The sequence below is a fragment of the Pseudomonas sp. NPDC077408 genome (assembly GCF_050269105.1).
In the GTDB taxonomy this organism is placed as follows: domain Bacteria; phylum Pseudomonadota; class Gammaproteobacteria; order Pseudomonadales; family Pseudomonadaceae; genus Stutzerimonas.
In genome coordinates this window covers 127361-142207 of the sequence record NZ_JBNNHS010000007.1, presented here as the reverse complement: position 1 = coordinate 142207, position 14847 = coordinate 127361, and the positions used below count along the sequence as shown (strand labels likewise).

At 58.6% G+C, this 14847-nt stretch carries 9 protein-coding genes and 2 pseudogenes; 9 read left to right on the top strand and 2 right to left on the bottom strand.

Annotation, left to right across the window (positions count from 1 at the left end; all coding sequences use genetic code 11):
• The first annotated feature begins 842 nt into the window (after window positions 1-842).
• The 6 genes and pseudogenes from ACQKEK_RS17590 to ACQKEK_RS17565 all read left to right on the top strand — a co-directional run bounded on the left by ACQKEK_RS17590 (window position 843) and on the right by ACQKEK_RS17565 (window position 8722).
• Window positions 843-3737 (top strand): ribonucleoside-diphosphate reductase subunit alpha, encoded by a 2895-nt coding sequence (locus ACQKEK_RS17590; protein WP_499143883.1) that lies wholly within the window; start codon window positions 843-845, stop codon window positions 3735-3737.
• Between the two features lie 469 nt (window positions 3738-4206).
• Complete coding sequence (locus ACQKEK_RS17585; RefSeq protein ID WP_499136163.1) at window positions 4207-5457, top strand: ribonucleotide-diphosphate reductase subunit beta; 1251 nt, start codon at window positions 4207-4209, stop codon at window positions 5455-5457.
• 108 nt (window positions 5458-5565) lie between these two features.
• Window positions 5566-6843 (top strand): AlbA family DNA-binding domain-containing protein, encoded by a 1278-nt coding sequence (locus ACQKEK_RS17580; RefSeq protein WP_499143884.1) that lies wholly within the window; start codon window positions 5566-5568, stop codon window positions 6841-6843.
• Window positions 6844-7020: 177 nt separating this feature from the next.
• Window positions 7021-7164 (top strand): annotated as a pseudogene (locus ACQKEK_RS17575) (REP-associated tyrosine transposase); the annotation flags it as partial.
• 128 nt (window positions 7165-7292) lie between these two features.
• Window positions 7293-7976, top strand: a complete 684-nt coding sequence (locus tag ACQKEK_RS17570; RefSeq protein ID WP_499143885.1) for a hypothetical protein — start codon at window positions 7293-7295, stop codon at window positions 7974-7976.
• A gap of 215 nt (window positions 7977-8191) precedes the next feature.
• Window positions 8192-8722: an REP-associated tyrosine transposase gene (locus tag ACQKEK_RS17565; RefSeq protein WP_499143886.1), complete on the top strand. Its 531-nt coding sequence runs from the start codon at window positions 8192-8194 to the stop codon at window positions 8720-8722.
• Between the two features lie 44 nt (window positions 8723-8766).
• On the opposite strand, the gene ACQKEK_RS17560 is transcribed toward ACQKEK_RS17565, so the two are convergent.
• Window positions 8767-9672 (bottom strand): LysR substrate-binding domain-containing protein, encoded by a 906-nt coding sequence (locus ACQKEK_RS17560; RefSeq protein ID WP_499143887.1) that lies wholly within the window; start codon window positions 9670-9672, stop codon window positions 8767-8769.
• A gap of 117 nt (window positions 9673-9789) precedes the next feature.
• Between ACQKEK_RS17560 and ACQKEK_RS17555 the strand changes: the two genes are divergently transcribed.
• Window positions 9790-10512 carry an FMN-dependent NADH-azoreductase gene (locus ACQKEK_RS17555; protein ID WP_499143888.1) on the top strand — a complete coding sequence of 241 codons (723 nt, stop codon included), beginning with the start codon at window positions 9790-9792 and terminating at the stop codon, window positions 10510-10512.
• A gap of 238 nt (window positions 10513-10750) precedes the next feature.
• On the opposite strand, the gene ACQKEK_RS17550 is transcribed toward ACQKEK_RS17555, so the two are convergent.
• Window positions 10751-11794 (bottom strand): hypothetical protein, encoded by a 1044-nt coding sequence (locus tag ACQKEK_RS17550; RefSeq protein ID WP_499143889.1) that lies wholly within the window; start codon window positions 11792-11794, stop codon window positions 10751-10753.
• A 571-nt stretch (window positions 11795-12365) separates the two neighbouring features.
• On the opposite strand from ACQKEK_RS17550, the gene ACQKEK_RS17545 reads away from it, so the two are divergent.
• Together ACQKEK_RS17545 and ACQKEK_RS17540 are read left to right on the top strand one after the other, a co-directional pair.
• Window positions 12366-13265 carry a DMT family transporter gene (locus ACQKEK_RS17545; protein ID WP_499143890.1) on the top strand — a complete coding sequence of 300 codons (900 nt, stop codon included), beginning with the start codon at window positions 12366-12368 and terminating at the stop codon, window positions 13263-13265.
• A 461-nt stretch (window positions 13266-13726) separates the two neighbouring features.
• Window positions 13727-14782: pseudogene (locus ACQKEK_RS17540) on the top strand (cache domain-containing protein); the annotation flags it as partial.
• Between the last annotated feature and the right edge of the window lie 65 nt (window positions 14783-14847).

Below are 14847 nucleotides of genomic sequence, written 5' to 3'. Positions count from 1 at the left end.
CAGGGCATAGCCAGATGGCAGCGGTTGACATGCTCCGCTTGGCGCACGGCTTGGAAGAAACGAGGGAAGCTGCGCCCGGTGAGGCCTCTTAGCGGGCTGGCACATGGCTGCGCCCAGCCCGGCGCTGAGCAAAAGGCCATCACGTCTGCCCGCTCCGTCAAAATCAAGCCTTGCGGGCTGCAAAACGCAATAAATCCGTCTTTGACAAAACACCACATATAGTGTTTTCGCGTGGGCGTCGCCGGGCATCCGAAAGCGCCGGCGAGCACGCATTTCATCCGAACATCGTGCAGCCCCGAAACGGCGCGGGCTGCGCCCTGATCGCGCACAGCTCACCCACATCTTATCCACAGGTTGTTCATTTCGAGCGCCTTGCGCTGTGCCTGAGCCAGCACTATCGTGTCGCTCCAGGCGCTTTTTACCCCATATGTTGGGTGTCCAGCGCCTAACAGACACAAACGCCGGAAAAAGCAAGCAAATTAATTCGCTCTGGTTTTTACCCGGCTCGCGCCCGCCCCCGGGGTGATAGAACGCTGCCGCAGACCGCGAACCTGCGCAGCCCAACGTTGATTTTGCTCAAGCCCAGCAGTAGCGCATGCGTCGAGCGCGTCACACTACATGTTGTGTTTTGAGGTTGTGATCTTCACAACGCCTGACTATGCTTCGGCACATTCGATTCGCCACCTCTGGTGCCGGATCGTTTCCAGTTTTGATATACCCATGGGCCGGTCCGCCGGGGCATGGTTCATGCAATACGAGACGCGCAACACCAGATCAGGGCCGCCCACGAAGCTGACCCGACACCTAACGTGCTACCGAGACAGAGAGAATCCGGAGAACCCATGCAGAACGAGTCCATTCGCGAGAACCCGCACGCCACTGACAGCACGCTGGACCTGGCCGCTACCGCGCCCGGCCAGCTGCGCGTGATCAAGCGCAACGGTACCGTCGTCCCCTACACCGACGACAAGATCACCGTTGCCATCACCAAGGCGTTTCTCGCAGTGGAAGGCAACAATGCTGCCGCCTCGTCGCGCATCCATGACACCGTGCAGCGCCTGACCGAACAGGTCACCGCCACCTTCAAGCGCCGCATGCCCTCCGGCGGCACCATCCATATCGAGGAAATCCAGGACCAGGTCGAACTGGCCCTGATGCGCTCCGGCGAGCAGAAAGTCGCCCGCGACTACGTGATCTATCGCGAATCCCGTAGCCAGGAGCGCAAGCGTGGCGCCGTCGACGCACCGGTCGAGGCTCATCCGAGCATCCGCATCAAGCGTGCCGACGGCAGCATGGCGCCGCTGGACCTGGGCCGCCTGAACACCATCATCACCGAAGCCTGCGAAGGCCTCGAAGAAGTCGATGGCTCGCTGATCCAGAAAGAAACCCTGAAGAACCTCTACGACGGCGTTGAGCAGACCGACGTCAACACCGCCCTGGTGATGACTGCCCGCACCCTGGTCGAGCGTGAGCCGAACTACTCTTACGTCACCGCCCGCCTGCTGATGGACACCCTGCGCGCCGAGGCTCTGACCTTCCTGGAAGTCGCCGAGTCCGCCACCCATCACGAAATGGCTGACCTCTACGCTAAGGCCCTGCCGGCCTACGTGGAAAAAGGCGTGCAGTTCGAACTGCTCGACCCGCGCCTGAAGGAATACGACCTGGCCAAGCTGGGCGCCGCGATCAACCACGAGCAGGACCAGCAGTTCACCTACCTCGGCCTGCAGACCCTCTACGACCGTTACTTCATCCACAAGGATGGCGTGCGTTTCGAGCTGCCGCAGATCTTCTTCATGCGCGTCGCCATGGGCCTGGCCATCGAGGAAGAAAACCGCGAAGCCCGCGCCATCGAGTTCTACAACCTGCTGTCGTCCTTCGACTACATGGCCTCCACGCCGACCCTGTTCAACGCCGGCACCCTGCGTCCGCAGCTGTCCTCGTGCTACCTGACCACCGTGCCGGACGACCTGGGCGGCATCTACGACGCCATCCGCGATAACGCCCTGCTCTCCAAGTTCGCCGGCGGTCTGGGCAACGACTGGACCCCGGTGCGCGCACTGGGCGCCTACATCAAGGGCACCAACGGCAAATCCCAGGGCGTCGTGCCCTTCCTCAAAGTGGTCAACGACACCGCCGTCGCGGTCAACCAGGGCGGCAAGCGCAAGGGCGCGGTCTGCGCCTACCTGGAAACCTGGCACCTGGACATCGAGGAATTCCTCGAGCTGCGCAAGAACACCGGTGATGACCGTCGCCGTACCCACGACATGAACACCGCCAACTGGATTCCGGACCTGTTCATGAAGCGCGTCTTCGACGACGGCAAGTGGACCCTGTTCTCGCCAAGCGAAGTACCCGACCTGCACGACCTCACCGGCAAGGCCTTCGAGGAGCGCTACGAGTACTACGAAGCCCTGATCGAATACGGCAAGATCAAGAACTACAAGACCCTGCAGGCCAAAGACCTGTGGCGCAAGATGCTCTCCATGCTGTTTGAAACCGGCCACCCATGGCTGACCTTCAAGGACCCGTGCAACCTGCGCAGCCCGCAGCAGCACGTCGGCGTGGTGCACAGCTCCAACCTCTGCACCGAGATCACGCTCAACACCAACAAGGACGAGATCGCCGTCTGCAACCTGGGCTCGATCAACCTGCCGCGTCACATCGTCGACGGCAAGCTGGACACCGCCAAGCTGGAGCGCACCGTGCGCACCGCCGTGCGGATGCTCGATAACGTCATCGACATCAACTACTACTCGGTGCCGCAGGCGCGCAACTCCAACCTCAAGCACCGCCCGGTGGGCCTGGGCATCATGGGCTTCCAGGACGCGCTGTACCTGCAGCACATCCCGTACGGCTCCGATGCCGCCATCGACTTCGCCGACAAGTCCATGGAGGCGGTCAGCTACTACGCCATCCAGGCCTCCTGTGACCTGGCAGACGAGCGCGGCGCCTACGAAACCTTCCAGGGTTCGTTGTGGAGCCAGGGCATCCTGCCGCTGGATTCGCAGCAGATCCTCATCGAAGCGCGTGGCCAGAAGTACATCGACGTCGACCTGACCGAGTCCCTGGACTGGGCCCCGGTGCGTGCCCGCGTCAAGAATGGCATCCGTAACTCCAACATCATGGCCATCGCGCCGACCGCAACCATCGCCAACATCACCGGCGTGTCGCAGTCCATCGAGCCGACCTACCAGAACCTGTACGTGAAATCGAACCTCTCGGGCGAATTCACCGTGATCAACCCCTACCTGGTTCGCGACCTCAAGGCGCGCGGCCTGTGGGATGCGGTCATGATCAACGACCTCAAGTACTACGACGGTTCCGTGCAGCAGATCGAGCGCATCCCGCAGGAGTTGAAAGACCTCTACGCAACCGCCTTCGAAGTGGAAACCAAGTGGATCGTCGACGCCGCCAGCCGCCGCCAGAAGTGGATCGACCAGGCCCAGTCGCTGAACCTCTACATCGCCGGCGCCAGCGGCAAGAAGCTGGACGTGACCTACCGCATGGCCTGGTTCCGTGGCCTGAAAACCACCTACTACCTCCGTGCCCTGGCCGCGACCAGCACCGAGAAGTCCACCGTCAACACCGGCAAGCTCAACGCCGTGTCCAGCGGTGGCAATGGCAGCGCCAGCCCTACTCCGGCGAAAGCTGCGCCAGCGCCAGAAATGGCCGCCGGCCCGGCACCGGTGCCAAAGGCCTGTGCCATTGATGAACCAGACTGCGAAGCCTGCCAATAAGTAGTTAAGGAAGTCGCGGTCCCCAGAGCGGACCGCGCGTTGTTGCCCGGCATGCCGGCCCCCATCACGTACATGCGTACGCTCAGGGGCTCCGACCCGCCAGGCGCCTAGCGCGGCCTCGCTCTGGAAACCGCTCACACCGAGCCACCGCTGCGTCTGCTGTTGATTAGCTTTTCGTAGGAGCGAGCTTGCTCGCGATCCACTACTCGCCAACGCCGGGGTCTGGATCGTTAACCAAGTCCGACGCCACCTCAAATCCAGTCCCCTCGCCCCTCCGGGGAGAGGGCTAGGGTGAGGGGCAGCCCACCAGACAACACAAAGGCCGGGCCCAACCCCCGACCTGATACAGAACTCAATGGGCGCGGGGCACACCACCCTCCCCCAACAAAACACCCGCTTTTGCGTGCAAACCAAAAGCCACCAGACATTTTCGACCGGCCACGACCGGTCCCCAATCAGGAGAACCGCCATGCTGAGCTGGGACGAATTCGACGAAGAAGACACCACCACCGCCACGCAGGCCGCCCCCCAAGCCGCTGCTGCAAATACTGACGCACCGGCCAAACTCGACAAGGACGCCGCTGGCTCCGTCGAAGAAGCCCGCGCCGTAGCCGCTGACGACTCCGCTGCCGTCGCCCGCGCCAAGAAAGCCCTGGACGATCTCGACATCCAGGAAGGCCTCGACGAACTGGAAGGCGAATCCGCCCGCGTTCACGTCGGCGACAAGCAGATGATCAACGCCCGCGCCGACCTCAACCAGCTCGTACCCTTCAAGTACGACTGGGCCTGGCAGAAGTATCTGGATGGTTGCGCCAACCACTGGATGCCGCAGGAAGTGAACATGAACGCCGACATCGCCCTGTGGAAGACGCCGGACGGCCTCTCCGAGGACGAGCGCCGCATCGTCAAGCGCAACCTGGGCTTCTTCTCCACCGCCGACAGCCTGGTCGCCAACAACCTCGTGCTGGCCGTGTACCGCCTGATCACCAACCCCGAGTGCCGCCAGTACATCCTGCGCCAGGCCTTCGAAGAGGCGATCCACACCCACGCCTACCAGTACTGCATCGAATCGCTGGGCATGGATGAAGGCGAGATCTTCAACATGTACCACGAGATCCCGAGCGTCGCGAAGAAGGCCTCCTGGGGCCTCAAGTACACCCGCTCCATCTCCGACCCGACCTTCCAGACCGGCACCGTCGAGACGGATAAAGAGTTCCTGCGCAACCTCATCGCCTATTACTGCGTACTGGAAGGCATCTTCTTCTACTGCGGCTTCACCCAGATCCTCTCCATGGGCCGCCGCAACAAGATGACCGGCACCGCCGAGCAGTTCCAATACATCCTGCGCGACGAGTCCATGCACCTGAACTTCGGCATCGACGTGATCAACCAGATCAAGATCGAAAACCCGCACCTGTGGGACGCCGCCATGAAGGACGAAGCGACCCAGATGATCCTCCAGGGCACGCAGCTCGAAATCGAATACGCCCGCGACACCATGCCCCGCGGCGTCCTCGGCATGAACGCCTCGATGATGGAGGACTACCTCAAGTTCATCGCCAACCGCCGCCTGACACAGATTGGGTTGAAGGAAGAGTACCCGGGTACTACTAACCCGTTCCCGTGGATGAGCGAGATCATGGACTTGAAGAAGGAGAAGAACTTCTTCGAGACGCGGGTTATTGAGTACCAGACTGGTGGGGCGCTGAGCTGGGATTGATATAAGTCATTCACTGCAAAGCGCTTTACCCGAAGTATGGTTTGGGAAGCGGTTAGAACGATATGAAAGCCCCGCCCTGTGCGGGGTTTTTTATGAGGCGAACCGATCATGAAAATCGATGAGGAATGGCTCGATAACTTTTTTCGGCCAGTAGATGAAAAAAACATCCTAAAACGTCGCGAATCCACCGGAATCGAATTCAAAGAATGCTTCAACTGGGGTAATAAAGAATTTAAATCGAACATCGGAAAGTCGGCAGCTGCTTTCTCTAATAACGCAGGCGGCGTAATAATTTTCGGAATAGGAAACAACCCGCACAAACTAATAGGGCTAGAGTCTTTCGAGATAGACGAAGCAGATATCTCCCATTCTTTCAACGAGCATTTTTCGCCTTACATAGACTTTTCACTACACACATGCGAAATCGCTGGTAAGACTATCGGCTTGATGCAAGTTTATGAAGCCAAAAAGAAACCTGTGATATGCATCAAAGATTCGCCTAAAACAAACGACTCTGACATTTACTTTCGTTACAACGCAAAGTCCTCAAAAATCAAATCTGGCGACCTAAACCACCTGATAAACCAAATACAAGAAAGCAACAACAAGAAATGGCTAGACTTGTTTACCAAAGTATCGACAGTTGGCATAAGCAACATCTCGCTACTTAACAAGGTCACCGGAGAAATGGACTCCCCTGGCACCGCTCAAAAATTCCTTCTGGACGAGTCTTTACTTGACCAAATAAAAATACTTGATCGCCATTCCGTTTCTGAAATTGGTGCCCCGGCGGTACGCATAGTCGGCGAAATAGTTGAAACCACTTCAGTAATCAATAGAACGAAAAGCTTACACGAGGAAGATATATTCAAGGCTTTGTTGAGCTCATCCCTTGAATGCTCTCCATCAGAATATCTGTCCATCATATGCCGGCTTAACTCTGAATTTTACCCTATATACTGGCTTCTAAATCATCTAACACCCCCAGATACCGAAAGCAGAATTAAATTCATTGAATCAGAAATAGTTTCACGCTCAAGAAACAAACCCAAGATCATACGCCGAATCGCTGACGACTCTCAGCTTGAAAAAAAATACGGAAAATACTCTTTACTAACCGAGATCAATGGACTCAAAAGAAAGCTATTCTTTGACAAGCTTGTCTCCCAAGAAAATTCTGCATTCGAAACTGATAGCGACTGCAAGGACTTCTTAGAGGCTATATTTTCTCTAAACCAGGAATCAACCGCTCATGAGTTTGTCATATCAGAACTTAAGCGATTATTCGAAGAAAAATATCCATTCGAAAAGGACAGCCTCAACTACTTATTCCGCTGGGCAGTAAGTTTCATCGATAATCTATTTTTCAAAGGTCAACAATATTAACTAAAGCGAGGTAGCCTGGAAGAAACGCGTGGAAAAGGCTTCGCCGTTTTCCACCCTACGCTCCGGCAACGTCGATGCGTCGGCGGTGTGAGCGGGTGAGATGGCGTAGGGTGGATAACGCTTTGCTTATCCACCAATACGGACCTCCCACCAACATAACGCTCAAGGATGAGCCGCATGTCTCGATACCGCCGCGCCCACCGGGACGCAACCTATTTATTCACGGTCAACATACGTAATCGCCGAAGCGACTTTCTTGTCCGCCACATTGACCTGCTGCGTGAAACAGTCCGCGCCACCAAAGCCCGTCATTCCGTTCATGGGACGTTGCCCACGAAGCTAATAACCGCCAAGCCCAAAATCCGGCATCATTACACACGAATAATAACCGCCCGATCCATTGCGGAAACGATTAAATAACCACTGCAATAGATAACTGAGGAATATAAATGACCGCTGATGAAAAGACACCCATCAGATTACCTACACTTTTTAAAATAGAGGGGTTATCTGCAATTGCAGTAGTATTTGCACTGTTTTTCACGAACGGCTACGTATATTTAGAAACACTAAGCACTCGACTAGACGCCCCTATCAATCGGCTCGGGTTCTCGAACCAAATCTATGCCGTCTATGGCGGCGTCAGCTTTCTAGTAATTATGGCGGCTTCGTTCATAGCACTTAGTGTGATCATGTTTGCAACTTATGCAATGGCTCTTGCTGAGAATCCCGAGAATGAAGCCAGCAAAGACAACTGGCTTAAGAATATGCTAACCAAGGCAGCAGGGAAACTATCGAAAAGGCATGCCCGAACAAAGCAATTTCTTTTCGTAACGGTTTTGGCAATTAGCCTAGCAGCCGTATTGTACGGATTTTGGAAAATCACGGTGTCTTCGGCGATTGAGCGCGCAGAAAAGCAGGCGTTTGAATTTGCAACAACTTGCACCCAATCGGTTATCTTTTTAAATAACACCACTCGAATGGGGGCATGCATAGTTGGCGAGTCCGACGACAACTTGTATTTGTTGTTTAAAGGAAAAGTAAAGAATAAAAGCGTCGATTTTGAAACAGGACTATTACCAAAGAGATATTTAGCTATGACCCGAAAGCCGTCTCATCTCGCTGATGACTAAGGAAATTTACAAGCATTTGAGTTCGCAAACCTGCAACTCTCGTAGCGAGGTAGCCTGGAAGTGACGCGTGGAAAAGGCTTCGCCGTTTTCCACCCTACCTTCGGCAACGTCGATGCATCGGCGGTGTGGGCGGTTGAGATCCGTAGGGTGGATAACGCTTTGCTTATCCACCGATACGGACCTTCCGCCAACACAACGCTCAAGGATGAGCCGCCATGTCCCGCTACCGCCGCGCCCACGTCCCGGGCGCCACGTATTTCTTCACCGTAAATCTGCATAACCGTCGCAGCGATCTGCTGATCCGCCATGTCGACTTGCTACGCGAGACGGTGCGTGCCACACGCGCACGCCATCCCTTCTACATCGACGCCTGGGTCGTGCTGCCCGATCACATGCATTGCGTCTGGACGCTCCCGGATGGCGACGCTGACTTCGCCCTGCGCTGGAAAGTCATCAAGTTCGCTTTCGCCCGGCGCCTCCCGAAGACCGAGGTACTGACGGCAACCCAGCGCTCCCGCGGCGAGCGCGGAATATGGCAGCGGCGCTACTGGGAACACCTGATTCGAGATGAACGGGATTACCGGCATCACGTCGACTACGTTCATCGGAACCCGTTGAAGCACGGCCTGGTGAAGCGCGTCGTCGACTGGCCCTACTCGAGCTTTCATCGAGCGGTCGCGGCCGGTGTTTATCCGGTTGATTGGTGCGGCGATGAGGTAGAGGGGTACGCCGGTGATGCGGACTGACGCGTGGAAAGGGCTTTGCCGTTTCCACCCTACGCTGCGGCGAATTAGCCAGTCAGCTCACACAACCCACCCGGCACCTTCATCACCCACTCCCTCACAGCCAGCACCGTCGGATCATCCCGGCGGCTTTCGGGATAAACCAGATGAAACGGCTTGCCCGCCATCTCCGGGCCGAACGGCTGCACCAACCGCCCTCCCCTCAGTTCATCCTCGATCAACTGACGGCTCATCAGCGCCACGCCCTGCGCGCCGATGGCGGCTGAGATGGCGTGGGTCTCGTCGGAGAAGACCAGCCCGGCGCTGACATCCAGCCCCGGCACCTTGGCGAGCTTCTGCCACGCCGCCCAACGTATCGGCGCCGAGGCGGCACCCCGCGCGTGAAAGTGGATCAGCGGGTGGTTGGGCAGGTCAGCGACGTCGCGAAGGCCCAACAGCGGGCTACAGACCGGAACGAAGGTGTTGTCGATCAGCTTCTCGGCCACCAGCCCTGACCAGCGCCCGTCGCCGTAGCGGATGGCGATATCCGCCGTAACGCCATCCAACGCCACCGGCTCGTGCGAGGTGTGGAAGCGCAGGTCGATATCAGGATGCGAATCGCGCAGCAGGCAGACCCAGGGCACCAGCCAGCGCACGGCAATGGCCGGAGTAGTGCTGAGGGTGATCGCCTGCCGGCACGGCCCCGCACTAAGGCGTTGGACCGTGGCGCTGATGCTGTCGAACGCGGTCTCCAGCGTCTGCTGCAGGTCACGGCCTTGGGCGGTGAGCTCCAGCTGCCGGGGTTTGCGCAGAAACAGCGCCACGCCGAGGGATTCTTCCAGCGAGCGAATCTGATGGCTGACCGCCGTGGCGGTGACATTCAACTCCTCGGCGGCCTGCTTGGCGCTCTCGTGGCGGGCGGCGGCTTCGAAGGCACGTAGCGCAGAAAGCGAAGGTAACCAGCGGTGCGCCATGGCTGAATCTTCCTCATCTGTAACCGAAAGAAATGGTCGTTTGTCGCTCGCATAGCCTAGCCCTAGGCTGGATTTACCGCGAACGACAGATGAATTCAATCACAGAGGAGAATCACCATGACGCACCTACTGCACCTCGACGCCAGCGCCCGCCCCGGCTTTGCCGGCAAAGACGAGCACGGCTCCCACAGCCGTAATCTCACCCACCGTTTCGTCAGCCAGTGGATGGCCCGCCGCGCACAGGACAGCGTGACCTACCGGGACATCGGGCAGAACCCGCCCTCCTATATCAGCCATGACTGGATCGCCTCCAGCTTCACGCCGGAAGAACGCCGTGAGCCTTGGATGACGGAAACGTTGGCGGAAAGCGACCGGTTGGTCGATGAGCTGATCGCTGCCGATGTACTAGTCATCGGCACGCCGCTTTACAACTTCGGCATGCCCGCCGCGCTGAAGGCCTGGATTGACCTGATCGTGCGGCCGGGCCGGACGGTCGATGTCGACGAAACCAAACTACCTGAACCTTACGTACCCTTGCTGGCGGACCGACCACGGCATGCGGTCATCCTCAGCGCCAGGGGCGGCATCGGCTTTGGTCCCGGTGGCGAGATGGCGCATATGAACCACCTGGAGCCGAACCTGGTGACCGCACTTAATTTCATCGGCATCACCCGCATCCACCAGATCGCCATCGAAGGGCAGGAAACAGGCGGCGACGTATTGGCGGCCTCGGTGGCCGAGGCGCTGCATCAGGTGGATGTGTTGGTAGCGGAGCTTCAGGGGACGCTTGACGCGACGCCTCTGAGCCAGCCCTACGAACGACAGGCTGAGGCTTGCTGAGCACAAACTGCGGAGCAGCAGGCGTTGCGCGATTCCAGCCTTGATGACTCGCTCCAGACAAGGAGGTCGCACGCTGCCGGCCAGCTTGCTGCAACGCCGCTCAGCGAGAGCTGTTCATGCGTCCACCGGTACTGCGTCGACGAAGCGCGCCAAACCGCTTCGATAGCCGCTGCAATTCTCCGTCGGCTAAAAACAAGAAGCCCGGCGTTCGCCGGGCTGGGTGTCACTGCAGTAACTTTTACTTCTGAGTAACGGTAGCCATGTTGTTCGAACCAGCCTGGATGATAGATGCCAGATCACCCACGCCAGACTGCATAGCGACAGCCATGTTGCTCACGCCGCTTTGAACGATATAGGCATCATTGTCAGTGCCGGACTGGGTGATATCGGTGTTGTTCGACTGACCGTACTGGTCGACATTGGCGTAATTGCCACTGCCTTTTTGCTCAATTTCAACGTCGTTGAATTCACCAGTCTGGAGAATTTCTGCGACGGCCAGATCGCCTTGGGTAACGAGTAACTCGTTGCCAGTTCCGATCTGGTCGGCATAGACGATACCAGTATCTTTCTGGCTGACAGTAGCGACGTTGTCGTTACCGTTCTGAGATACGTCTGACAGGTTGTTATTACCGTACTGTCCGACATTGGCCTTGTTGTCATTACCGGCCTGGGTGATAAATGACCAGTTTCCATTGCCACCTTGCTTCAGGGTGGCATCGTTGCTAATGCCGTTCTGAGTCACCTCCGAGAAATGGCTGCCACCACCACCGTGGGTGACGAAGGCCTCGTTCGCTTCACCGGTCTGGTTGACAAAGGACGTGTTATTAGTTGCCACTTGCAGGACCTCAGCCTTGTTCGCAACGCCAGCCTGGACAACAGTGGAGCCAGAGTTGGTGCTGCTCTGAGTCACGGCAGCAACGTTCATGTTGCCCGCCTGGTAGACACCCGAAAGGTTGTCGGAGCCAGCTTGATAAGTAGTACCGATGTTGCCTTCACCGTCCTGGAAGACCAGAGCGAACTGATCGCCGCCCTCCTGAGTCACGGTAGCCTGTTGATTGTTGCCATCCTGGTCTACGTAGGCTTCGCTGGACGCGGCCATGGCATTGGCAGCAGCGGCAGAGATAAGAAGGGCGAGCAGGGTCTTTTTATTGAACATGGTGTAGCTCCATTCGGGATAGTGGTTCACATCCTGTTCCCACAACCAATCCGCCGAGGATTGGGGAATACGGACCTGTTGCGGCGCGGCATGCGCAACATAGCCTGCGGCTTCTCCGCCAACCATAAACCGAACGGTTGAATCTAACTGCCTCGCGCCAGCTATCGAATTGCTAGGTGTAGTTGGAGGCGAGGGTGGCGAAGCTGCAGGCGGCGCTTGCCAGGGCGCCGATGAGCTCCCATCAGCAGAGGCAGGTCGAACCCGTCTAGCAACACAGCCGCCCCGTTCGCCCAGTTATGAGCAGAAGCCAGCGCCAATCTCAGGCGTCGGGAGTGCTGTCCGGCGTGGTGAAGGGGCGCCGGCGGGATACGAGCTTGCGTGCCCCACGAAGGGCATCACGATCAGGCTGTAGAGCGTCAGGTAGCGATGCGAGTCGCGTTGGTCTTCGAGCCGCTTGTGGGAAGAGATCTGACGGCGTTACGTGCACCGGCCAATACGGCCCCTTTTTGAATCGGCTGCCAAGTCTCGGGTAAGCAATAGCCTTTGAAGTCGCGAACTGCAGTGTGCCGGGGCGCTTCTGGGCAGGTGCTTGGCGAACAAAGCAGCCATCATTGCCGCAGCGTCCGGACGCGGCTTAGAGTGAGGCCGCGCCCGGGCAACGACAGGCGCTGGGCAGCGGTAACCGGAGGAGCCACGATTGAACGATTCAACGCGCGGCCTGCTTCTGGTGAGCAGCGGCATCGTCGTACTCAGCTTCGATGGCCTGTTGGTGCGCCTGGCACAGGCCGATGGCTGGAGCATCGTGTTCTGGCGGGGGCTGTTGATGTTTCTGGCGCTGGGTGCGTTCTCGCTGTCGGCCAAAAGCCGGGCGAGTCTCAAGGCGCAACCGCTGATCAGCGCCGCCTCGGCCTTGCTGTTGGCCTTTATTTCGATCTTTTTCGTGCTCGCGGTCATCCATACCACGGTGGCCAACGTGGTGGTCGTGCTCAGCACGGCGCCCCTGTTCGCCGCCCTGTTCACACGCTTTTTCCTGGGCGAGTCGGTGGCGTTGCACACCTGGCTAGCCATCGGCGTGGCGGCGCTGGGGATCATGATTGTATTTGCCGGCGCCTTCACCCCCACCGATCTGGCCGGTAACGGTTATGCGCTGTTGTCCTCGGCAGCGGTGGGCGCCAATCTCACCCTGCTGCGCCGCCATCGCGCTATCGAACGGATGCCCCTCATCGCGCTCGGCGGCCTGGCGGCTGCGGTGATCGCCTGGCCCAAGGCCGAGCCGTTGGGCCTGGGTACGACGAGCTATTGGGCGCTGGCAATCATGGGTCTGATCCAGATGCCGCTGGCCACGCTGCTGATCAATAACGCGACCCGCTATCTGCCGTCTGCCGAAGTCGCGCTCTTCTATCTATTGGAAAGCGTGCTGGGGTCGCTGTGGGCCTGGTATTTCCTGAACGAGACACCCGCAACCTCGACGCTTTATGGCGGCGCGCTGGTCATCGCGACACTGGTGGTTCACGCCGGACTGAGCCTGCGTCGGCGCCCCGCATCGCCCGGACCGTCCCGCCCCGGCGCGAAGCCTTGCCTGGTAGCGGACAAGTGACCGGCAAGGGAGACGCCATAAGCGCCGGGTGCCGCCTTTAAGTCGCTGCGGGACCGCGACCACTCCGGCCGCAGATCAGCCGCCGAGATAAGCGCCGAAGCGCGTCAGGCTTAACAGCGAAAGCAGCGAGTAAACACTTCCACAGACCGATACCGCCCCCGGCGAACTGCTAACGGCGCTTGGCCGATCGCCCGTGAGATGACGTGCATCGAAACACCCGGTGTCCCTGTAAGCCCCGCCTTGCGCCATAAAGTGCGTTGGTCGGAAAAGTACGGGGCCACCTCAAAGCTTGACAGACCCGTGCCGATAACGTCTTGCCGGCCGCGACTCGCCAGCGATCGATTCGACGAGGAATCGGGCGTGCGCGGTCGCGAAGCGCACTGGATTGCGCGAGGGTTCCCCGAGGGACGAAGCGCAGGTCGGCGTGGACGTCTTGATGAATTGGCCTGAGGCCGAAAACAATGAAAATAAAACACAAACTGCTAGCAAGCTTTCTGGTCGCGACGCTCGTTCCGGTCCTTGTCGTCGCCCTGTTCACCATCCGCAACGTAACCGAGGAGGCCAAAGCCCAGTTTCAGGAAAGCAGCAGCCTGGACGTCCAGCTGGTGAACAATACCTTCGTGACACTGTTCGATTCGGTCAGCCATACCGTGTCGGCCATGGCCGACTTTGCCGCCGTCCGGGACACCGAGGCTGGCGAGCTGACCACCTACTTCGGGTCACCCAGCAAACCCGGCGCCACCGCCACGGCCAACGGGGGTCGCGAGAAAGATATCTTCGATTACTTCTCGGGTATCGGTAACAACAACCCGAACTTCGGTTACGTCTACATGGGCGACGCCCAGGGCGGCTACGTGGAGTGGCCGGGCACCGCAGATTACGGCGACTGGGACCCGCGCGGGCGCCCCTGGTTTACCTTGGGCAAGGACGCCAATTTCCAGCTGACGCGCCTGGATGGCTATTACTGGGAGCCGGACGACGCCGTCTACGTGTCGGTGATCAAAGCCTTCAAGGACCAGGCTGGTAACTTCGCTGGGGTCGTGGCGACGGACGTGTCGCTCAAGGCGCTGACCGACATGGTCCAGAAAACCCGCTTCGGCGAGACCGGTTTCTTTATGCTGGTCGAAAACAGCGGAACCTTGCTGGTCGACGGCCACCAACCCGAGAACAACTTCAAGAAGCTCAGCGAGCTGCCAGGCGATTACGTCGCGAACATCGCTAACACAGAGAACGGCCTGATCGAGGTCAACATCGATGGCGTTGATTATCTGGCCAACGTCTTCACCTCGCCGACCCTGGGCTGGAAATTCATCGGTTTCATGCAGGTTGACGAAATCCTGGCCGGCGCGCACAGGCTGGCCTGGCTGACGCTGGTGGCGTGCGCCGTGCTGGTGGTGTTGTTCGGTATCGCCGGGGTGGTATTTGCGAACCGCATCGTCACCCCGATCAATCTGGTCAAGGACGGGCTGCGCACAATCGCCCAGGGCGAAGGTGATCTGACCCACCGCCTCCCCGTGCTGGCGCGGGACGAAACCGGTGAACTGGCCAAGTGGTTCAACCAGTTCATCGAGTCGACGCAGTC

Excerpts from the sequence above, each read along its gene's own strand:
- ACQKEK_RS17590 (WP_499143883.1), top strand. The coding sequence starts at position 843 with ATGCAGAACGAGTCCATTCGCGAGAACCCGCACGCCACTGACAGCACG.
- ACQKEK_RS17585 (WP_499136163.1), top strand. The coding sequence starts at position 4,207 with ATGCTGAGCTGGGACGAATTCGACGAAGAAGACACCACCACCGCCACG.
- ACQKEK_RS17580 (WP_499143884.1), top strand. The coding sequence starts at position 5,566 with ATGAAAATCGATGAGGAATGGCTCGATAACTTTTTTCGGCCAGTAGAT.
- ACQKEK_RS17570 (WP_499143885.1), top strand. The coding sequence starts at position 7,293 with ATGACCGCTGATGAAAAGACACCCATCAGATTACCTACACTTTTTAAA.
- ACQKEK_RS17565 (WP_499143886.1), top strand. The coding sequence starts at position 8,192 with ATGTCCCGCTACCGCCGCGCCCACGTCCCGGGCGCCACGTATTTCTTC.
- ACQKEK_RS17560 (WP_499143887.1), bottom strand. The coding sequence starts at position 9,672 with ATGGCGCACCGCTGGTTACCTTCGCTTTCTGCGCTACGTGCCTTCGAA.
- ACQKEK_RS17555 (WP_499143888.1), top strand. The coding sequence starts at position 9,790 with ATGACGCACCTACTGCACCTCGACGCCAGCGCCCGCCCCGGCTTTGCC.
- ACQKEK_RS17550 (WP_499143889.1), bottom strand. The coding sequence starts at position 11,794 with ATGGTTGGCGGAGAAGCCGCAGGCTATGTTGCGCATGCCGCGCCGCAA.